18 protein-coding genes are annotated in these 18,900 nt (G+C 64.5%); 11 read left to right on the top strand and 7 right to left on the bottom strand.

Going from position 1 to position 18,900, the window contains the following annotated elements:
- The first annotated feature begins 4 nt into the window (after positions 1 to 4).
- From PBR20603_RS01370 to phnE, 7 genes are all read left to right on the top strand, one after another.
- On the top strand, positions 5 to 1,987 hold the full coding sequence (locus PBR20603_RS01370) for a monovalent cation:proton antiporter family protein (RefSeq protein WP_150557760.1): 1,983 nt from the start codon (positions 5 to 7) through the stop codon (positions 1,985 to 1,987).
- Positions 1,988 to 2,118: 131 nt separating this feature from the next.
- Positions 2,119 to 2,670: an adenine phosphoribosyltransferase gene (locus tag PBR20603_RS01365; RefSeq protein WP_150557759.1), complete on the top strand. Its 552-nt coding sequence runs from the start codon at positions 2,119 to 2,121 to the stop codon at positions 2,668 to 2,670.
- A 60-nt stretch (positions 2,671 to 2,730) separates the two neighbouring features.
- On the top strand, positions 2,731 to 3,345 hold the full coding sequence (locus PBR20603_RS01360; protein WP_150557758.1) for a LysE family translocator: 615 nt from the start codon (positions 2,731 to 2,733) through the stop codon (positions 3,343 to 3,345).
- 106 nt (positions 3,346 to 3,451) lie between these two features.
- Positions 3,452 to 4,207 carry a DeoR/GlpR family DNA-binding transcription regulator gene (locus PBR20603_RS01355; protein ID WP_039395533.1) on the top strand — a complete coding sequence of 252 codons (756 nt, stop codon included), beginning with the start codon at positions 3,452 to 3,454 and terminating at the stop codon, positions 4,205 to 4,207.
- Positions 4,208 to 4,846: 639 nt separating this feature from the next.
- Complete coding sequence (gene phnC, locus PBR20603_RS01350; RefSeq protein ID WP_150557757.1) at positions 4,847 to 5,713, top strand: phosphonate ABC transporter ATP-binding protein; 867 nt, start codon at positions 4,847 to 4,849, stop codon at positions 5,711 to 5,713.
- A 16-nt stretch (positions 5,714 to 5,729) separates the two neighbouring features.
- Positions 5,730 to 6,698: a phosphonate ABC transporter substrate-binding protein gene (gene phnD / locus PBR20603_RS01345; protein ID WP_150557756.1), complete on the top strand. Its 969-nt coding sequence runs from the start codon at positions 5,730 to 5,732 to the stop codon at positions 6,696 to 6,698.
- Between the two features lie 170 nt (positions 6,699 to 6,868).
- Positions 6,869 to 7,675, top strand: a complete 807-nt coding sequence (gene phnE, locus PBR20603_RS01340; protein WP_150557755.1) for a phosphonate ABC transporter, permease protein PhnE — start codon at positions 6,869 to 6,871, stop codon at positions 7,673 to 7,675.
- A 233-nt stretch (positions 7,676 to 7,908) separates the two neighbouring features.
- Here phnE and PBR20603_RS01335 read toward each other — a convergent pair whose 3' ends face one another.
- From PBR20603_RS01335 to phnG, 7 genes are all read right to left on the bottom strand, one after another.
- Positions 7,909 to 9,045, bottom strand: a complete 1,137-nt coding sequence (locus PBR20603_RS01335; protein WP_150557754.1) for an alpha-D-ribose 1-methylphosphonate 5-triphosphate diphosphatase — start codon at positions 9,043 to 9,045, stop codon at positions 7,909 to 7,911.
- 17 nt (positions 9,046 to 9,062) lie between these two features.
- Positions 9,063 to 9,767 carry a phosphonate C-P lyase system protein PhnL gene (gene phnL / locus PBR20603_RS01330; RefSeq protein ID WP_246174377.1) on the bottom strand — a complete coding sequence of 235 codons (705 nt, stop codon included), beginning with the start codon at positions 9,765 to 9,767 and terminating at the stop codon, positions 9,063 to 9,065.
- A gap of 104 nt (positions 9,768 to 9,871) precedes the next feature.
- The gene (gene phnK, locus PBR20603_RS01325; RefSeq protein WP_150557753.1) at positions 9,872 to 10,687 is read right to left on the bottom strand and encodes a phosphonate C-P lyase system protein PhnK; all 816 of its coding nucleotides are present in this window, start codon (positions 10,685 to 10,687) and stop codon (positions 9,872 to 9,874) included.
- Positions 10,684 to 11,601, bottom strand: a complete 918-nt coding sequence (locus tag PBR20603_RS01320) for an alpha-D-ribose 1-methylphosphonate 5-phosphate C-P-lyase PhnJ (protein ID WP_150557752.1) — start codon at positions 11,599 to 11,601, stop codon at positions 10,684 to 10,686. Before PBR20603_RS01320 ends, phnK begins: the two co-directional genes overlap by 4 nt.
- Entirely contained in the window at positions 11,598 to 12,848 is a 1,251-nt protein-coding gene (locus PBR20603_RS01315) for a carbon-phosphorus lyase complex subunit (RefSeq protein WP_150557751.1), read from the bottom strand. Before PBR20603_RS01315 ends, PBR20603_RS01320 begins: the two co-directional genes overlap by 4 nt.
- Positions 12,848 to 13,483, bottom strand: coding sequence for a phosphonate C-P lyase system protein PhnH (gene phnH / locus PBR20603_RS01310; RefSeq protein ID WP_246174319.1), 636 nt, complete (start codon positions 13,481 to 13,483; stop codon positions 12,848 to 12,850). The genes PBR20603_RS01315 and phnH overlap by 1 nt, the downstream gene beginning before the upstream one ends.
- Entirely contained in the window at positions 13,484 to 13,966 is a 483-nt protein-coding gene (gene phnG, locus PBR20603_RS01305; protein WP_150557750.1) for a phosphonate C-P lyase system protein PhnG, read from the bottom strand.
- A gap of 94 nt (positions 13,967 to 14,060) precedes the next feature.
- On the opposite strand from phnG, the gene phnF reads away from it, so the two are divergent.
- The 4 genes from phnF to PBR20603_RS01285 all read left to right on the top strand — a co-directional run bounded on the left by phnF (position 14,061) and on the right by PBR20603_RS01285 (position 18,828).
- Positions 14,061 to 14,822, top strand: a complete 762-nt coding sequence (gene phnF, locus PBR20603_RS01300) for a phosphonate metabolism transcriptional regulator PhnF (protein ID WP_150557749.1) — start codon at positions 14,061 to 14,063, stop codon at positions 14,820 to 14,822.
- Positions 14,819 to 15,568: a DUF1045 domain-containing protein gene (locus tag PBR20603_RS01295; RefSeq protein ID WP_150557748.1), complete on the top strand. Its 750-nt coding sequence runs from the start codon at positions 14,819 to 14,821 to the stop codon at positions 15,566 to 15,568. Before phnF ends, PBR20603_RS01295 begins: the two co-directional genes overlap by 4 nt.
- Positions 15,565 to 16,137, top strand: a complete 573-nt coding sequence (gene phnN, locus PBR20603_RS01290) for a phosphonate metabolism protein/1,5-bisphosphokinase (PRPP-forming) PhnN (protein WP_150557747.1) — start codon at positions 15,565 to 15,567, stop codon at positions 16,135 to 16,137. Before PBR20603_RS01295 ends, phnN begins: the two co-directional genes overlap by 4 nt.
- A 201-nt stretch (positions 16,138 to 16,338) precedes the next feature.
- A complete protein-coding gene (locus PBR20603_RS01285; RefSeq protein WP_150557746.1) occupies positions 16,339 to 18,828 on the top strand; it encodes a GcvT family protein in 2,490 nt (829 codons plus the stop codon).
- Positions 18,829 to 18,900 lie beyond the last annotated feature (72 nt).

Raw genomic sequence — 18,900 nt, 5'->3', positions numbered from 1 at the left:
GCTGATGGCATCACCGCTCGAACTCACTCTCGTCCTGCTGTTTGCCGCCTGCGTCGGGGTGGTGCTGTTCCGCATGCTCCATCTGCCGCCGATGCTTGGCTATCTGAGCGTGGGCATCGTGATCGGGCAGCATGCGCTGGGGCTGGCCGCCGACTCGCAGCGCGTGCAATACCTCGCGGAGTTCGGCGTCGTCTTTTTGATGTTCTCTATCGGCATCGAGTTTTCGCTACCCAAGCTCAAGAGCATGCGTCGCGTGGTGCTGGGGCTCGGTGTCTCTCAGGTATTGGGGACATTGCTGGTCGCGGTCGGGCTGGGGGCGGCCGTCAACCTGTTCTGGTCGTTTTCGTGGCAGGCGTCGGTCGCGCTGGGCGGCGCGCTTGCCATGTCTTCCACGGCCATCGTCACCAAGATGCTGGCAGAGCGACTGGAACTCGAGACGGAGCACGGCCGCAACATCATGGGCGTGCTGCTGTTCCAGGATCTGGCGGTCGTGCCGCTGCTGATCGTCATTTCCGCCCTGGGCGGCAATTCGAAGGCGCTAGTGCTGGCGCTGTCGCTGGCCGCGCTCAAGATCACCGGTGCGCTGGCGCTGTTGCTGTGGATCGGCCAGAAGCTGGTCGGCCGCTGGTTCCACATCGTGGCGGCGCGGCGCTCGCAAGAGCTGTTCATGCTCAACCTGCTGCTGCTCACGCTGGGCCTTGCGTACATCACCGAACACCTTGGGTTGTCGATGGCGCTGGGTGCGTTCATCGCGGGCATGCTGATCGCGGAAACGCCGTTCCGTCATCAGGTGGAAGACGACATCAAGCCGTTCCGCGACGTGCTGCTCGGTCTCTTTTTCATCACGACCGGCATGATGCTCGACCCGGCCATCGTGATGAAGCAGCCGCTGCTCGTGCTGCTGTTCTTCGTTGGCCCGCTGGTCGTCAAATTCACGCTGATCGCCGGTCTCGCGCGTGTGTTTGGGAGTCCGCCCGGCACCGCCATCCGCACCGGTCTGGGTCTGGCGCAAGCTGGCGAATTCGGCTTCGTCTTGCTCAATCTGGTGATCGATCGGCAACTGCTCGACCCATCGCTGTCGCAAGCCGTGCTGGCGGGCATGTTGCTCTCGATGCTGTGTGCGCCGTTCCTCATCATCAACGCCGACCGCATCGCGCTGCGTTTCGTTGCCAACGAATGGATGATGCAGTCGTTGCAGATGACCAAGATCGCCACGCAGAGCATCAAGACCTCGGGGCACGTCATCATCTGCGGGTACGGCCGATGCGGCCAGAACCTTGCGCGCATGCTGGAGCAGGAAGGTATCGGGTACGTAGCGCTCGACCTCGATCCGGACCGCGTGATGGAAGCGGCCAGCTCCGGCGAGACGGTCGTCTTCGGCGACGCAGCCCGGCGCGAGGCGCTCGTCGCCGCGGGGATTCACCGCGCCGCCGGTATCGTGGTGACATACGACAGCACGCCGGCCGCGCTGAAGGTGCTGGCGCAGGTGCAGGCGCTGGAGCCGACCTTGCCGGTGGTCGTGCGCACGGTCGACGATACCCACATCGATGACCTGATCGCCGCAGGCGCGACCGAAGTGGTGCCCGAGATCGTGGAGGGCAGTCTGATGCTGGCGTCGCATGCGCTGGTGCTCATGGGCGTGCCGATGCGCCGCGTGCTGCGCCGGGTGGCACAGGCGCGTAACGAGCGCTACAGCCTGTTGAGGGGGTACTTCCACGGCCTTGACGATGAGGACGAAGGCGGCGAGCGTGAGCAGGTCCGTCTGCAATCGGTGCCGCTTCCCCTAGATGCCGATGCGGTCGGGCGCACGCTCGGCGAACTCCGGCTCGACAGACTCGGCGTGACGGTCACGGCCATCCGCCGGCATGGCATTCGCGGCGTTGAACCGGTATCGGAGACGCGTCTGATGGCTGAAGATATCGTGGTGCTGCGCGGCTTGCCCGAGAAGCTGGCGGCGGCAGAGGCACGACTGTTGGGGCGCACATAGGCGACGGCCGAACACGCAGACGGGGCGCGGGGCGTCTGCGCGAGGGTGTCATTCCCCGAATGGCGACGGGGCGCCGGGCCTTTTTGGCATAATGTGGCGTGTTACCTATCAGTACCCAAAGAAGGAACCCCGTGCAGATCGATGAGTCTCCTGCCGCCTATATCAAAAGCCAGATCCGCACCGTGCCGGATTGGCCATCGCCCGGCGTGCAGTTCCGCGATATCACCCCGTTGCTCAAGAACCCGCGCACGTTGCGGGTGTTGATCGATGTGTTCGTGCATCGCTACATGGAGCACCGGCCCGATTACATCGCCGGACTCGATGCGCGCGGTTTCATCCTCGGTTCGATTCTGGCGTATGAGCTGAACCTCGGCTTCATTCCCATTCGCAAGAAGGGCAAGCTGCCTTATCAGACGGTCGCAGAAGAGTACGAACTGGAATACGGCAGTGCGACGGTCGAGATTCACGCCGACGCCTGCGGTCCGGGTGATCGCGTGCTGCTCATCGACGATCTGGTGGCCACCGGCGGCACCATGCTCGCGGGCAAGAAGCTGCTGGAGCGTCTGGGCGCCACCGTCATCGAAGGCGCGGCCATCGTCGATCTGCCGGAATTGGGCGGCTCGCGTCTGATTCGCGATGCCGGGTTGCCGCTCTTCCTGCTCTGTTCGTTCGAAGGTCACTGACCCTAAGCCTGATTTGCCTCGATCCTGCCGCCATCCTCATCACCTGACCCGGACGCCCCGATGCCCAACCTCTGGCTGTTCCTGCTGACCTCGGTGGCGATTACGCTCGCGCCGGGCCCGGACAACATGCAGGTCATCGCGCGAGGCATTGCGCAAGGGCGGCGTGCCGGGCTGGCGGCGGCGGCCGGCTTCACCTTCGGTTGCCTTTTTCACACGACCATCGCGGCCGTCGGCCTGGCCGCCGTGCTGCGTTCGTCGCCGTGGGCATTCGAGGCGATCAAGCTGGCGGGGGCTGCCTATCTCATCTGGATCGGCATCAAAGCGCTGCGTGCGCGCGGTGCCATGGCGCTGGCCAACGACACCTCACCGCAACCGCTCTCAGCGGTCTTTCGCCAGAGCGTGTTCGCGAACATGCTCAATCCGAAAGTCACGCTCTTCTTCCTTGTGTTCCTGCCGCAGTTCGTGAGCGCTGATGCTGTCCATCCTGGCTGGCAGATGCTGTTGCTCGGTCTGGTGTTCATGGGCCAGACCATCGTCGTGTTCAGCGCGTACGGCTGGTTCGCAGGGGTGTTGGGCACGTGGCTCAAGCGCCGTCCCGGCGCCGGACGCTGGCTCGATCGCGTGGCCGGGGCGATTTTCATCGGCCTGGGGTTGCGCGTCGCGTTGCAGGGGTAGGCAGGGAGTAACGACACAAGCGAGCGGCACACGCGCTTGCGTATGACCGGCATCGGCCCAGTCGATGCCGCCGAAGATTTCGTAGTCCAACCGATATTGTCCGATCATGCTTGCCGAACAACGCCAACAATACGTGCTCGAACAACTTGCCAAGACCGGGGCACTCGCGATCAGCGATCTGGTGCGTGAGTTGGGTGTCTCGCGAGAGACGGTGCGTCGCGACCTGAATACGCTTGCCGCCCGGGGCCTGCTGCTCATGACGCACGGCGGCGCGCTGGCCGCCGACCGCAGCGAGCCCGACTGGACACTGCGCGAGAACGTCAACGCCGTGGGCAAGCGCGCCATCGGCGTGCGTGCGGCGGAGCTCGTGCCCGACGGTGCGTCGGTCATCATCGATTACGGCACGACCACGCGCGCGGTGGCGCAGGCGCTGCTCTCCAAGCATCGTCTTCGCATCTACACGAATGACTGGCAGATCGCGCGTCTGTTGGGCCGTCACCACGACAATCGGGTGACGCTGCTCGGCGGTGAGTTGCAGGACAACGAAGACGCTGTGCAGGGCTGGGACGCCATCAATCAGATCTCGCAATACCACGCCGACTTCGCGTTCATCGGCGTGGGCGGCGTGACGGAGGACGGGGGCATTACCGACTTCAACCGTGCGGCAGCCGAATTGCGTGCTCGCATGTTGCTGTGTGCAAACGTCTCTGCCGTGGTGGCAGACCACACCAAGTTCGGTCGTGTGACGCCCGTGCGCATCCGCCATTTCGAAGCCGCCCGTTATCTCATCAGCGACGCGGCACCGCACAAGAGCATGCTGGCGCAACTGCGCGCCCGTGGCCCGGAACTCCTTATTGCGTGATGGCACGACCGGGCTTGATCTGGCCTGATCGGGCCTGACCGGGCTTGACCGGTCAGCCTGATCGCCTGTCTCCCGGATACCGGGCGGCATCTCCGCCCGGCGGCGCCGTCATCGCCTCCCTTCCGATTTGCACAAACGCGCACAAACGCGCACAAACGCGACTATCGTGCGCCATAGGTCGCCACAGCACGCCACACGTCGCCACGACGCAAAGGTGTGCTGAACGACATCTCGTCGCCAATCCCTTTGCGGTTCAGCTTGTGGCGCGGCCCTGCGCCGCGTATCGCCTCGATGGCGCCGCTCGCCAACGTCCCGAAAATATGTAGACAAAATCGTTGCCTGAATCGGAGGCGACGTCATCCCAACTCGCCGGACGTGACTGTGACGTCCGTACGGCAGCGCTCGCCACGGCCCCGGAAACGTTGCCAAATCATTGACCGGATAAGGGTTTCCGCCGGCCGCCAAAAAGCTGATCGATTGTCACCGTGTTGTCATCGAGGCTTTCTAGACTGCGATCACTTTTGGCACAAATTGCCACAAAACAGCTAGTCGAGCGATGCAGGCGATGCGATCCCCAGCCGGGTCGCCGCTGACAGGATGGCATCGGGTCCGACCGGCGATTCGACTGACAGGTGAACCGTGGACGAAGCGATTCGAATCGAGCGACTGACCAAGACTTTCGGGAGCGGCCGCCGCGCCCTCGACGAAGTGGGGCTCAAAGTCATGCCGGGCGAAATGGTCGCCCTCATCGGGGCGTCGGGCTCGGGCAAATCGACGCTGATGCGTCACATTGCGGGCTTCGTGGCTGCCGATCAGCAACCCGGCAGCATCGAGATTCTGGGCCGCCCGATCCAGCGCGACGGGCGCATTGTGCGCGAAGTGCGCCAGATTCGCCGCGACATCGGGTTCGTCTTCCAGCAGTTCAATCTGGTGGGCCGCCTGCCGGTCATCACCAATGTGCTGACGGGCCTGCTGGCTCGTGTGCCGCTGTGGCGCAGCCTGATGTTCCGCTTCACTTCCGAAGAGCGTCAGGCGGCGCTGGCGGCGCTTGCCGAAGTGGGCATTGCCGATCTGGCATTCCAGCGTGCCAGCACGCTCTCGGGCGGCCAGCAGCAGCGTGCGGCACTGGCGCGCACGCTGGTGCAGGGCGCCAGGATCATTCTCGCGGACGAACCGATTGCGTCGCTCGACCCCGAGTCGGCGCGCAAGGTGATGGACATGCTCGCCCGCATGAACCGTGATCACAAGTTGACGGTGGTCGTCTCGCTGCACCAGGTGGATGTAGCGATGCGTTACTGCGTGCGCACCGTCGCGCTGCATCAGGGCCGCGTGGTGTACGACGGCCCGTCTGCGGCACTCACGCCTGACTTGCTGCGCCGCCTTTATGGCGTGCAGGCGAGCGAGTTGCTCGACGAAGCGTCCGATGCCTCGGAAAGCGTGGCCGGTGAGAAGCCTGCCGACGCTGAAGCACCCTTCCTTACCTCGATGTCCCTAAGCCTGACCTGACCAGGAGCTTGCTCTCATGAAACTTTGGAAAACCCTGCTGGCCGGCGCGGCCATGATCGCCTCGGTGGCGGCAGCGCACGCGCAGGAAATCAACTTCGGCATTATCTCGACCGACTCGAGCGCTGCGCTGCGCCAACGTTGGCAGCCGCTGATCGACGACATGGAGAAGCAAACGGGCCTGAAGGTGACCCCGTTCTTCGCGACCGACTACGCTGGCGTGATCGAAGGCATGCGCTTCAACAAAGTGCAGCTCGCGTGGATGGGTAACAAGGGCGCGATGGAAGCCGTGGATCGCTCGCAAGGCGAAGTCTTTGCGAAGATCATGTATGCCGACGGCACGGAAGGTTATTACTCGCTGCTGATCTCGAACAAGTCGAGCCCGTACAAGACGCTTGACGACGTGATCAAGAATGGCAAGAAGATCAACTTCGGCCTGGGCGATCCGACCTCGACGTCGGGCACGCTGGTGCCGGGTTACTACGTGTTCGCGAAGAACAACATCGATCCGCGCACGTACTTCAAGACTGCGCGCAGCTCGAACCACGGTGCCAACCTGATGGCCGTGCTCAACAACCAGATCGACGTGGCCACCAACAACACCGAGGAGTTGAACAAGCTTGAGGCGACGCAGCCGGAGAAGGCCAAGCAGGTTCAGGTGATCTGGAAGTCGCCGCTGATTCCGTCGGACCCGCTGCTGTGGCGCAAGGACTTGCCGGACGCCACGAAGAAGAAGATTCGCGACTTCTTCCTGGCCTACGGCAAGGATGCGCATGAGAAGGAAGTGCTGAAGAACATCTACAACTACGGTGGTTTCCGCGCATCGACCGATGCCCAGCTGCTGCCGATCCGTCAGCTAGAGCTGTTCAAGCAGAAGGTGCAGCTCGAGTCGGATACGAACATCGACGCTGCCAAGAAGAAGTCGCAACTGGCCGACCTCGATAACAAGCTCGCCGCGCTCGATCAGGAAATGAGCAAGACGAAGTAAGTGTTTCACCGCTTGGAAGGCAGAAGTTGATTCAAGCGACGTCACAGGGCGGCACAACCGTGCTGTGCTGAGACGAATACCGGCGAGCTGGAAGGTTTGGCTCGCCGGGTCCTTTGCGGTCCGATTTTTCACCGGCCGAAGCTGTGCCGGTATGACTTGTGGTACTCGACATGAACACCAGCGTATCCCTCAATGCCAATGGTCGCCTGCCGGGCGAGCCGCCCAAGCGTTCGTGGCTGTCCCTGATCGGCTGGGGGGCATTCGTTCTGATTCTGGTGTGGTCGTGGGGCGGTGCTGACATGCGGCCGCTCGATCTGATTCGCGATTCTGGCAACATGAGCCAGTTCGCGCACGATTTCTTCCCGCCGGACTTTCATGACTGGCGCGTGTATGTTCACGAGATGCTCGTGACCATTCACATTGCGGTCTGGGGCACGGTACTCGCGGTTGTCTGTTCGATCCCGATGGGGTTGCTATCGGCGTCGAACATGGTGCCGGCGTGGGTATACCAGCCGGTGCGTCGCGTGATGGACGCATGCCGCGCGATCAACGAAATGGTCTTCGCGATGCTTTTCATCGTTGCGGTGGGTCTGGGTCCGTTCGCTGGTGTGCTTGCGTTGTGGGTGCATACGACGGGCACGCTCTCGAAGTTGTTCGCTGAGGCGGTTGAAGCGATCGATCCGCGTCCGGTGGAGGGCGTACGTGCCACGGGCGCACGCGCCATCGACGAAATTCTGTATGGGGTGCTACCGCAGGTCATGCCGCTGTGGATCTCGTACACGCTGTACCGATTCGAGTCGAACGTACGTTCGGCGTCGGTGGTTGGCATGGTGGGTGCGGGTGGAATTGGCGTGGTGCTTTACGAAGTGATTCGCAGCTTCCAGTACGCGCAGACGTGTGCGGTGATGTTGATCATGATCGTGGTGGTGACGTGCATTGACGTCTTCTCGGCGCGAGTGCGCAAGTTGGTGATCTGACGCCGACCAAAAGCCAGTTGCGACGAAAAGCGAAAACGCCGGCCCTAAAAGAGGCCGGCGTTTCGCATTAACCCGGGAAAAAAGAGAAAAGAGAAGCAGGAAAGGTGTCCGAAGAGGCACAGAAGAGGTAGAGGGGGACGGACCGGGGCCCCTTTCTGCAGCGAGTTGGGTTTATGTCTGAGAGGCGGAAAGGGGCCCCGGTCCGTCGGGAGGGAGGTGTTGGGGGGGGGGAGTCAGGCGACGCGCTGCCCTTCCAGATAAGTTGCGCGAGGCACCGGCGGCATGTCGGGGCGTACGGTCACACGGATCATATCTGCCCGCAGGCCAGGCACGATACCGCCACGGTCGGTGAGTCCGACGGACTGTGCTGGCGTCCACGATACGGTGCGCATTGCCTTCGAGAGTGGCCAGCCGATGTCGCTATGCAGTTGGAAGGCGGCTTGCAGCAGGCTTGACGGCACGTAGTCCGACGACAGGATATCGAGCATATCGTCGCGTGCGAGATCGGCGGCGGCGACGTTGCCCGAATGCGATCCGCCGCGCACGATGTTCGGTGCGCCCATGATTACGCCAATCGACCTCTCGCGTGCTGCGCGTGCGGCGGTGAGCGTCGTCGGGAATTCCGAGAGTGCCACGCCGTCGCGCGCCGCTTCGTCTACGTGTTCGATCGACGTGTCGTCGTGGCTTGCGAGCGGCAGGCCGCGCTCGCGGCTCATTGCCACGATGGAGCGGCGGTGTGCGAAGGCAAACGTCTCTTGCTGCGCCTTAAGATCGGTCAGCATTGCTTGCCAGGTCTCGTCCGACACCTTGCCGTTGCGCTCGTGATACTGGCGGTACTGCACTGGGTCGTGCCATTGGCGTTGACCGGGCGTGTGGTCCATGACCGAGACGAGTCGCAGCAGCGGATGGTCGCTCATTTGCGCGAACGCGTCGGCGGCGTCGTGCGTGGCGACTTCGCAGCGCAGATGGAGGAAGTGGTCTGCGCGAAACAGACCGGCGGCGACAGAGTCGAGCATGGCCTGTCCGCATTCGTTTTGCACTTTGCGGCTGCGCAGGCCGAACGCGTCGCGCTCGCCGATGACCAGTGAGTCGAAGACCGTGGTGATGCCTGCGGCTGCGACTTGTGCATCGTGAATCGCGAACGCGGCGTGCGTATTCCAGAGCACACCGGGACGTGGCGCGAGGTGCTTTTCCAGATTGTCGGTATGCAGTTCGACGAGACCTGGCAGCAGATGATCACCTTGCCAGTCGACAGCCTCCGGCACCTGCGTCGTGCCTTCCTCCACGGAATGAATACGGCCCTCGCGCACTTCGACGACCCCGGTAAAGGTGGTCTCGGGTGTGACGATGCGGGCGTTCTTGATGAGCATGGACAAACTCCGGTGGATCAGTGGGCGGGACGAAGCACGGGGCGCATGGCGAGCGTGCGTGAGGCGACCTCGTCGCGGGTCGCCTCGTCGTGAAAGATGCCGACGATTGCGCTGCCGGCGGCGCGTGCCTCGGCAATCAGTTGCGCGACCACGGTGCGGTTCTGGGCATCGAGCGAGGCGGTCGGTTCGTCGAGCAGCAGCACTGGCGCGGCGGCAATCAGTCCGCGCGCGATATTGATGCGTTGCTGTTCGCCGCCCGAGAACGTCGCCGGAGCGAGCGACCACAGCCGTTCGGGAATATTCAGACGGGCGAGCAGATCGCGCGCGCGCCCTGCGGCGTCGCCGTCGCTGTGGCCAAGGCGACGTAACGGCTCCGCCACGATGTCGAGCGTGCTCACGCGCGGAATCACGCGCAGAAACTGGCTGACGTAGCCGAGCGTGGTGCGGCGTACCGAGAGCACTTCGCGCTCGCTGGCGGTCGTCAGGTCGACCCAGCGCTGCGCTTGTCCGTCGTCATGACGGATCTCGATGCGGCCTTCGCCCACGAGATAGTTGCCGTAGAGGCAGCGCAGCAACGTGCTCTTGCCTGACCCGGACGGGCCGACGAGCGCCACGCATTCGCCGCGCCGCACCGTCAGGTCCACGCCGTCGAGTGCCGGAATGGCCGCGCCGCCCTGAGCGTGCAGCCGGAAGGTCTTGTGCAGGCCCTGCGCGCGCAGCATGACGTCGTGCTCGCGCGTGGCGAGGGTGACGGATTCCTGATGGAGTGCGGCGGCGTTGGGCGACGCGGCGCAGGCCGCAGACATGGAAAGCGTCGTACCGGAGTTCATACGGGCAGCACCGAGGAAACCAGCAATTGCGTATAGGGATGTTGGGGATCGTCGAGCACCTGATCGGTCAGCCCGGCCTCGACCACGCGGCCGGCCTGCATCACGATCAGGCGATGCGCGATGAGTCGCGCCACCCCGATATCGTGCGTGACGATGATGGCGGCGAGATGAAGGCGCTCGACAAGCGATCGCAACAGGTCAAGCAGACGCGCCTGCACCGACACATCGAGACCGGCGGTCGGCTCATCCATGAACACGAGGCGCGGTTCGGTCACCAGATTCCTGGCAATTTGCAGACGTTGCTGCATGCCGCCGGAAAACGCGCCGGGCATCTCGTCGACGCGCGCCGGATCGAGTTCGACCTGTGCCATCCAGTGACGGGCCTTGGTACGGATGTCGCCGAAGTGGCGCGCACCGACAGCCATCAGGCGATCGCCGATGTTGCCGCCGGCGGAGACGTTCATGCGTAACCCGTCGCGCGGATTCTGTTCCACGAAACCCCATTCGGTACGCAGCAGACGACGTTTGTGCGCCTCGTCCAGCGTGTTCAGATCGTGCAACGTGCCGTCCGTGCCGCGATAGTGCAGCGTGCCGGCGTCGATCTCATGGCGCAGCGCCAGAGCATTGAGCAGCGTCGACTTGCCCGATCCCGATTCACCGACAATGCAAACCACTTCGCCGGGCCAGAGATCGAATGTCACGTCGGCGCAGCCGATGCGATCGCCGTAACGCTTGCCGAGACCGGCCACCCGCAGCAACGGCGCGTCCAACGGCTGGGCCGCACGCGGTGCTGCGTTAGCGCGCGCGTTCATGCCACCTCCTTCGCCGCCGTGCGGCTGGCGCAGTAGTCGCTGTCCGAGCACACATGCATGCGGGTGCCCGCATCGTCCGTGATGACTTCATCGAGAAAGCTGTCGGTTGCGCCGCACAGCGCGCAATGCGCGTCCCACTTCTGGATCTCGAACGGGTGGTCGTCGAAGTCGAGACTCTCGACCGGCGTGTACGGCGGAATCGCGTACAGACGCCGCTCGCGTCCCGCGCCGAAGAGTTGCAGCGCCGGGTTCATATTCAGCTTGGGGTTGTCGAATTTCGGAATCGGAGAGGGTGACGTGAGGTAGCGTCCGTTCACGATGACCGGATAGTCGTAGGTCGTCGCGATGGCGCCATGCCGCACGATGTCCTCATAAAGACGCACGCGCATGAGGCCGTACTCGCCGAGGGCATGCAGCTTGCGCGACTCGACGATGCGCGGCTCGAGACGGAAGAGCGGCTCGGGCATCGGCACCTGATAGACCATGATCTGGCCCTCGCGCAGTGCGGCTTCGGGAATGCGGTGACGCGTCTGGATGATGGTGGCATGCGACGTTTGCGTCGTGGTGGCGACGCCGGCCGTGCGCGCGAAGAAGCGGCGGATGTTCACGGCGTTGGTCGTGTCGTCCGCACCCTGATCGATCACCTTGAGCGTGTCGTTCGCACCGATCACGGCGGCGCTCACCTGAATGCCGCCCGTGCCCCAGCCATAGGGCAGCGGCATCTCACGGCTGCCGAACGGCACCTGATAGCCCGGAATTGCCACCGCCTTGAGCAGGCTGCGGCGAATCATGCGTTTGGTCTGTTCGTCGAGGAACGCGAAGTTGTAGCCCTCCACCGTCGCGGCGCCGGCCGCAGGCGAGGGCGTTTGCGCCGTGTCGCGCGAGGTGTTGAGCCATTGGGCGGCGTCGCTCATGCGGCCTCCTGAGTGTCTTGAACTGGGGCGGCGGCGTTACCGCCGCAGGCCTGCGTTCCGTATTTCGCGGCGTGCTCGGCGCGCAGACGGCGTACCAGTTCCAGCTCGGCCTGAAAGTCGACGTAATGCGGCAGCTTCAGATGCTGGACGAAGCCGGACGCTTCGACGTTGTCGCTGTGATAGAGCACGAATTCCTGCTGCTGGGCCGGTGAAGTGACAGCGTCGCCCAGTTCCTGCGTGCGCAGCGCGCGATCGACGAGCGACATCGCGAGCGCCTTGCGTTCGTTGTGTCCGAACGCCAGACCGTAACCCTGCGTGAACTGCGGCGGTACGTCCTGATTGCCGCCGAACTGCGTGACCATCTGGCACTCGGTCACGGCGATCTCGCCGATGTCGATAGCGAAGCCGAGTTCTTCCGGCAGGATCTCCACGGCGACGTGCCCGATGCGGATTTCCCCGGCGAACGGGTGGTCGTTGCCGTAGCCGCGTTGCGTGGAATACCCAAGAGCAAGCAGGAAGCCCTCGTCGCCGCGTGCGAGGTTTTGCAACCGTGCCGTGCGCGATGCGGGTGTAAAGAGCGGGGAGTGAACGAGGTCGTGCGGCTCGGGGTCGGTGCTGTCGGCACGCAAGGCTTCGAGCAGGCCGTCGCGTCCCAGAATATCGGTCACGCGGGGCGTGGTGCCGATGGGCGGCACGCACGGAATGGGCGGAAGTGCGGTGTCGCCATGTGCGGCAGCGTCGCCCGATGCAACGTGTCCGGTGTCTTGCGCGGCATCGGCAGTGACTTCCCCGGGGAGCGGCTCACGACCGCCGTGTTCACGCTGCGCGTGTGTCTCGCCATCCGCGAGCAACGCAAAGTCGAGCAGCCGTTGGGTGTAGTCGTAAGTGGCGCCGAGCACCTGACCGCCCGGCACGTCCTTGAAGGTGGCCGAAATACGGCGCGACAGACGCATCGCGGCGGTATCGATGGGCCTCGTCGTGCCCAGACGCGGCAACGTCGTGCGATAGGCGCGCAGCAGGAAGATCGCTTCGACGAGATCGCCCGCCGCCTGCTTGATCGCCAGGGCAGCGAGCGTTTCGTCATACAACGCGCCTTCGCTCATCACGCGCGAGACGGCCAGACGCATTTGCTCGCGGATTTGCGTGACACTCAGTTCCGGGACATCCGGATTGCCGCGTCTCGCCTTGGCGAGCAGATCCCACGATTGTTCGATGGCGCGCTCGCCACCTTTGACGGCAACGTACATCAGCAAACCTCCACATGCGTGGTGCGCGGCAGGCCGAGCACCGTGTCGCCCGAGGCGATCAGCAGGTCGAGGCCGGCAGGAAAGCGCGGGGCGAGCGCGGCGCGCGCTTGCCAGAAAGCGGCGTCGAGCCCGCCCGCCGTGACGTCGGCATGTGTGGCGATGCCCGGGCCGCGCAGACGCAAATGCAGACCGCCGGTGCCGGTGTGACCGGTGGCGAGCGTCGGCACATCGACGATCAGCGTGGCGCTGTGTTCGGGCGATTCCGCCGTGCCGAAGGCAAAGCGCTCGAGTGCGGGACAGCACGCAGGATCCGTGAGCAGCGCGAATTGCGCCGTGGCCAGATCCGATGCGTCACTCAGCAGCGGAGCGCCGGTGTGAAAGCGCAGCGCGCTCGCCACTTCGGGCAACGGGAATTGCAGCCAGACAGAGGTCGTCGCGTCGGCCAGGGCGAGCAGCGTGGCGCGCGCGGCGATGCTGGCTTCCGCGTTCGGTGCGAGCCGGCTGCCGACACTGCGCAGATGACCGGGCCGCGCCAGCGCGTCGAGGACTGCGCGGAACACACCTTGCGCGTCATGAACGGGATCGGCGAAGCCGGGTTGCAATTGCGACCAGTCAGGCATCGATGCCATCAACATTCAGGCCTCCCGGACCATGGTGAAGAATTCGACGCGGCTCGCGGCCGTGTCGGCGTCGCTCTGCGCGGCGACGGCGGCCAGACGTCCGGCGATCGCGGCGAGCGGGCCAGCGGCGAGCACGTTGCGGTGACGCGGCATCTGCATCAAGGCATCGAGACGCGCCACGCGCACGGCACGCTCCGCCTCGCGGCCGAGCACATAACCGGTGCCAACGACACCATCGTGTTGACGCAGCGTGCAGCGCGTGACGGTCGTCTCACCGAGATTGAAGCGCTCGCCGCTGCCGCCGACGCGTCCCTGCACCATCACCAGCCCGGTCTGCGGCGCGCGCAGCCAGACAAATTCGGGGGCGTCCGGGCAGCGGGCGATGGCGTCGTCAAGCTCGTCGCGCGTGGCGCGGGCAAGCAGTGCGAGCCATTGCGCACGCGCAGGCGGGGCAGCGTTGCCCTCGTCACGCACGGGGTTGGAAGAGGTGTTTGGCATGATTGTCTAGTCGTATAGACGTGTGTATGATCGCAATGGCTTCTACTGGGGTAATGCACGCGAACCCATTACAACTTTGCCGGGTGTCAATTTCATGACAGCACAACTCGAACGGGGTGGCGGTGTCGCCGTCTGGCGGCAGATTGCGCAGATTCTTGCCACGGAAATCGGTGAGCGCCGCTATGGCGAAGGCTTGCCTGACGATCGTCTGCCGAGCGAGACCGAACTCGCGCAGCGCTTTGGTGTGAACCGTCACACGGTGCGCCGCGCCATTCTCGGACTCTCGGAGCAGGGACTCGTGAATGTCGAGCACGGCCGCGGCACCTTCGTGCAGGCGGGCGCCATTGGCTACGTGATCGGGCGCCGCACGCGGTTTACCGAAAATCTCTCTCAACACAATCTCAAGACGGCGCAGCAGATTCTCTCGGCGCAGAAAGTGAAAGCCGAGGCAAACGTGGCGCACGCGCTCGAGGTTCGTGTGGGTACGCCGGTGTATCGCGTGGAACTGACGCGTCGCAGTCTTGACGCGCAAGGCATCGAACTGCCGCTTGCGTACAGCGAGAACTGGTTTCCGGCGTCGCGCTTTCCCGACTTCCCGGACGTCTTCGCACAGCACACGTCGATCAGTGCAACGCTGGCGAGCTTCGGTGTCACGGACTACACGCGTCGCGAGAGCCGTATCGGCGCGCGGCTTCCCGATGCCGAGATCGCGCGGTATCTCGGCATCAATCGTCAGCAACCGGTGCTGAGTGTGGAGAGCACCGACATCGACGACGCGGGCAAGCCGGTCAAGTACGGCATCGCCTATTTCCCGGCAGATCGCATGCAACTCGTCGTGCAGGGAGAGATGGCATGAGCGAAGCGCCGCAACTGGCTCTCGATTTGTCCGTGGCACGCTTCGCGATCTACTACGCGCCCCCGGCTGGCTCGTGTTGGTGGAACGAAGGCAGCCGGTGGCTCGGACGTGACGCGATCACCGGCCGCAGTCTCAATGCGCCGCAGGTGCCGGGGCTATCGCGCACGTTGCATGACGTGACGGCCGATCCGCGCCGCTACGGATTGCACGCCACGCTCAAGGCGCCGATGAGGCTCGCGCCCCAGGCTCGGCTTGGTGACCTGCGTGGCATTGCGGCTGTGGTCGCGGCGCGTCATGCGCCCTTCGATCTCGCGGTGCATGCCGATGTCGTCGATACCGATAACGGCAAGCGCCCGGGTTTCGTTGCACTGCGTCCCACGATCGGGTCTGCGGGGGCGAAAGCTGTCGATGCGCTCGCAGCCGACTGCGTGCAGGCGTTCGACGATCTGCGGGCACCGCTCACAGACGCAGAATTGGCCAAACGTCACGCGCCATCGCTGTCGTCACGGCAACGCGAGTTGCTCGCGCATTGGGGCTATCCGTACGTGCTCGAAGAATTTCGATTTCACGTCACGCTGTCCGATCGTGTCGACGCGAGCGACGCCGCCGCGATCATCAACTGGTGGCAGCCGCGGGTGCAGGCGCTTGGGGCGATGCGCGCCGACAGTCTGGCGCTTTTCGTGCAACCCTCGCCCGGCGAGCCGTTCTTGCTGCACGAACGTTTCTTCCTCGGGGAGGCGGCATGAATCTCGCACGTCTCTTTTACGTCATGGGACCGTCGGGCGCCGGCAAGGACTCGTTGCTGGCGTACGCGCGCGAGCGCATCGACACGGCATCGGCGGGGGGCACGCCGGTGCTTTTCGCGCATCGCTACATCACGCGTGCGCCGTCCGCCGGGGAAAACCACATCGCGCTGTCGCACACGGAATTCGCGGTACGGCACGCGCTGGGTTGCTTCGCGCTCGACTGGACAAGCCACGACTGCCGGTACGGCATCGGCATCGAGATCGACGCCTGGCTGGCAGCCGGGGCGAATGTCGTCATCAACGGTTCGCGCGCGTTTCTGGAACACGCAGTGCATCGCTACCGTGAGCGCCTGCATCTGGTGGAAATCCGAGTCGATCCGGCGGTGCGTGCGCAGCGCCTTGCCAATCGCGGCCGCGAAACCGGCGACGCGCTCGACAAGCGCGTGGCGCATCAGGTGGCATGGACACCGCCCGAAGGTGTCCCGCTTTCAGTCATCGCCAACGACGGCGCGCTTGCTCAGGCGGGCGATCGTCTCCTCCACTTGCTAACGGGGCGGGACGCAGTCTGATCGGTACGGAGGTGCGGGTATCGAAACCCCGCAATGGCCGGGATGCCGGACGTGACGGTGATGTGAATGTGGCAATACGTGTCGTTATTTTGCAAATTATTGCAAAGATGGCGTGCTTTGCGTAATCTCATGACATCGCCTACGGCATCGCCCGGGTCATGACGGGTTCGTCATCGGCCCGGGTCCATTCGGGAGCCCCTCATGACTTCAGCTTTGCCCACTCACGCCCGCGTCGTCATTGTCGGCGGCGGTATCGTCGGTTGTTCCGTCGCTTATCACCTCGCCAAGCTGGGCTGGACGGATGTCGTTCTGCTGGAGCAAGGACAGTTGTCTTGCGGCACGACGTGGCACGCGGCGGGGCTGGTGGGTCAGTTGCGCTCGCAAGAGAGCATGACGAAGCTCATCCGCTACTCGACGAAGCTCTACAGCGAACTCGAAGCGGAAACGGGGCTCGGCACGGGCTGGAAGCCCTGCGGGTCGTTGTCGGTGGCGCGTACGCATGAGCGCATGACGCAACTCAAGCGCACGGCGGCCGTGGCGCGCGCGTACGGCGTGCAATGCGATGTGATCTCGCCACGTGAGGCGGGCGAACTCTGGCCCGTGATGCGTACCGACGATCTTGCGGGGGCCGTGTGGCTGCCGGGCGATGGCAAGGCCAATCCGACCGATCTGACGCAGGCACTGGCCCGAGGCGCGCGAAGCCGCGGCGTGCGCATTGCCGAGAACACGCGTATCTCCGAGATCCACACAGCATCGCCTAATGGCATTCGCACGGCGACGGGGGTGTCCTGGCGTCACAAGAACGGGGAGCACGGGCGCATCGACGCCGAGATCGTTGTCAACTGCGCCGGCCAGTGGGCCAAGGCCGTAGGCCGGATGTGTGGCGTGACGGTGCCGTTGCACTCGGCCGAGCACTACTACATCGTGACGGAGCGGATAGCGGGCGTGCATCCCGATCTGCCGGTCATGCGCGATCCGGACGGGTACATCTACTTCAAGGAAGAGGTCGGTGGCCTCGTGATGGGCGGCTTCGAGCCGAACGCCAAACCTTGGGGCATGAACGGTATCCCCGAGAATTTCGAGTTTCAACTGCTGCCCGACGACTGGGACCAGTTCGAGATCCTGATGGAGAACGCGCTGATTCGCGTACCCGCGCTGGAGACGGCGCAGGTCCGGCAGTTCTACAACGGCCCTGAGTCGTTTACCCCGGACAACAACTTCATTCTCGGCGAGGCGCCCGAGTTGCGGAATTTCTACGTCGGTGCGGGCTTTAACTCGATGGGCATTGCATCGGCGGGCGGGGCGGGAATGGCGCTCGCGGAGTGGATTGTCGCCGGTGAGCCGACGATGGACCTCTGGCCCGTCGACATTCGGCGCTTTGCGGGATTCAACGGCAACGACACGTGGCTGCACGATCGCGTGAAAGAGACGCTCGGCCTGCACTACGCGATGCCGTGGCCGAATCGCGAGCTGGATACGGCGCGTCCGTTCCGTCGTTCTGCGCTGTATGCCACCTTGCTCGCCAAGGGCGCGTGCTTCGGCAGCAAGATGGGTTGGGAGCGGCCGAATTTCTTCGCGCCGTCGCCCGAGCAGGCGCAGATCGAGTACAGCTTCGGTCAGCAGAACTGGCATCGGTGGAGTGCGGCGGAGCATCGCGCTTGCCGAGACGCCGTGGCCCTGTTCGACATGAGTTCGTTCTCGAAGCTGCTCATCAAGGGACGCGACGCCGAGCGTGTATTGCAGGCGCTGTGTACCAACGACGTTGCCGTACCCCCGGGACGCACCGTCTACACCGGCATGCTCAACGAGCGCGGCGGCTACGAATCGGACTTCACGCTCACGCGCCTCGCGCCCGATCAGTACCTGATGGTTACCGGCTCGGCCCAGACCACGCGCGACATGGACTATCTCGAACGGCACATCGCGAGGCTGCCCGGCGACCCACGCTGCACAGTGGTCGACGTCACCGGACAGTACGCGGTGCTGGCGCTCATGGGGCCGAATTCGCGCGCGCTGCTGCAGCAGGTATCCAAAGCCGACTTCTCGAACGAGGCGTTTCCCTTCGGCGCGAGCCGGGACATCGATCTGGGCTATGCCACGGTGCGCGCGACACGGCTGACCTATGTCGGCGAATTGGGCTGGGAGCTGTATGTGCCCGTCGAGTTCGCGGTGGGGGTCTATGAGACGCTGCACGCGGCAGGCGCGGCGTTCGGATTGAAGGACGCGGGCTACTACGCCATCGACTCGCTGCGCATCGAGAAGGGCTATCGCGCCTGGGGGCGAGAACTGACGCCGGACACGAATCCCGCAGAGGCCGGGCTGACGTTCGCGTGCAAGCTGGCGAGCGACATTCCGTTCGCTGGCCGCGCGGCCGTCGAGCTGGCCAAGTCGAAGGGCGTGCGCCGCCGGCTCGTGAGCGTGGCACTCGACGGCGCGAGCGACAAGATGCTCTGGGGGGGCGAGGCCGTGCTGCGCGACGGCCAACCGGTCGGGTTCATTTCATCCGCCGCCTATGGACACACGATCGAGGCCCCTGTCGCCCTCGCGTTCCTGACGAATCCCGACGGCGCGGTGACTGCCGAGTATGTGGAAACCGGCCGCTATCAGGTCGATCTCGCAGGTGAGTGGCTCGACGCCCGCGTGCAACTGCGCGCCTTGTACGACCCGAAGGGCGAGCGCGTGAAGGCTTGACCGGCTCGCCCCGAAGCGGCGGGTGATGCCGATGCCGGGGCGGGCCATGACACCGGACCCGGGCGGACTTGC

This window comes from Pandoraea bronchicola (assembly GCF_902459805.1).
Taxonomy (GTDB): Bacteria; Pseudomonadota; Gammaproteobacteria; order Burkholderiales; family Burkholderiaceae; genus Pandoraea; species Pandoraea bronchicola.
The sequence above is the reverse complement of the archived record's forward strand: the minus strand, read 5'-3'. Positions and strand labels throughout refer to the sequence as shown.

Bases quoted from the DNA above. Each gene is read 5' to 3' on its own strand.
- PBR20603_RS01370 (WP_150557760.1), top strand. From the start codon at position 5: ATGGCATCACCGCTCGAACTCACTCTCGTCCTGCTGTTTGCCGCCTGC.
- PBR20603_RS01360 (WP_150557758.1), top strand. From the start codon at position 2,731: ATGCCCAACCTCTGGCTGTTCCTGCTGACCTCGGTGGCGATTACGCTC.
- PBR20603_RS01355 (WP_039395533.1), top strand. From the start codon at position 3,452: ATGCTTGCCGAACAACGCCAACAATACGTGCTCGAACAACTTGCCAAG.
- phnD (WP_150557756.1), top strand. From the start codon at position 5,730: ATGAAACTTTGGAAAACCCTGCTGGCCGGCGCGGCCATGATCGCCTCG.
- phnE (WP_150557755.1), top strand. From the start codon at position 6,869: ATGAACACCAGCGTATCCCTCAATGCCAATGGTCGCCTGCCGGGCGAG.
- PBR20603_RS01335 (WP_150557754.1), bottom strand. From the start codon at position 9,045: ATGCTCATCAAGAACGCCCGCATCGTCACACCCGAGACCACCTTTACC.
- phnL (WP_246174377.1), bottom strand. From the start codon at position 9,767: ATGCTGCGCGCGCAGGGCCTGCACAAGACCTTCCGGCTGCACGCTCAG.
- phnK (WP_150557753.1), bottom strand. From the start codon at position 10,687: ATGAACGCGCGCGCTAACGCAGCACCGCGTGCGGCCCAGCCGTTGGAC.
- PBR20603_RS01320 (WP_150557752.1), bottom strand. From the start codon at position 11,601: ATGAGCGACGCCGCCCAATGGCTCAACACCTCGCGCGACACGGCGCAA.
- PBR20603_RS01315 (WP_150557751.1), bottom strand. From the start codon at position 12,848: ATGTACGTTGCCGTCAAAGGTGGCGAGCGCGCCATCGAACAATCGTGG.
- phnH (WP_246174319.1), bottom strand. From the start codon at position 13,483: ATGTTGATGGCATCGATGCCTGACTGGTCGCAATTGCAACCCGGCTTC.
- phnG (WP_150557750.1), bottom strand. From the start codon at position 13,966: ATGCCAAACACCTCTTCCAACCCCGTGCGTGACGAGGGCAACGCTGCC.
- phnF (WP_150557749.1), top strand. From the start codon at position 14,061: ATGACAGCACAACTCGAACGGGGTGGCGGTGTCGCCGTCTGGCGGCAG.
- PBR20603_RS01295 (WP_150557748.1), top strand. From the start codon at position 14,819: ATGAGCGAAGCGCCGCAACTGGCTCTCGATTTGTCCGTGGCACGCTTC.
- phnN (WP_150557747.1), top strand. From the start codon at position 15,565: ATGAATCTCGCACGTCTCTTTTACGTCATGGGACCGTCGGGCGCCGGC.
- PBR20603_RS01285 (WP_150557746.1), top strand. From the start codon at position 16,339: ATGACTTCAGCTTTGCCCACTCACGCCCGCGTCGTCATTGTCGGCGGC.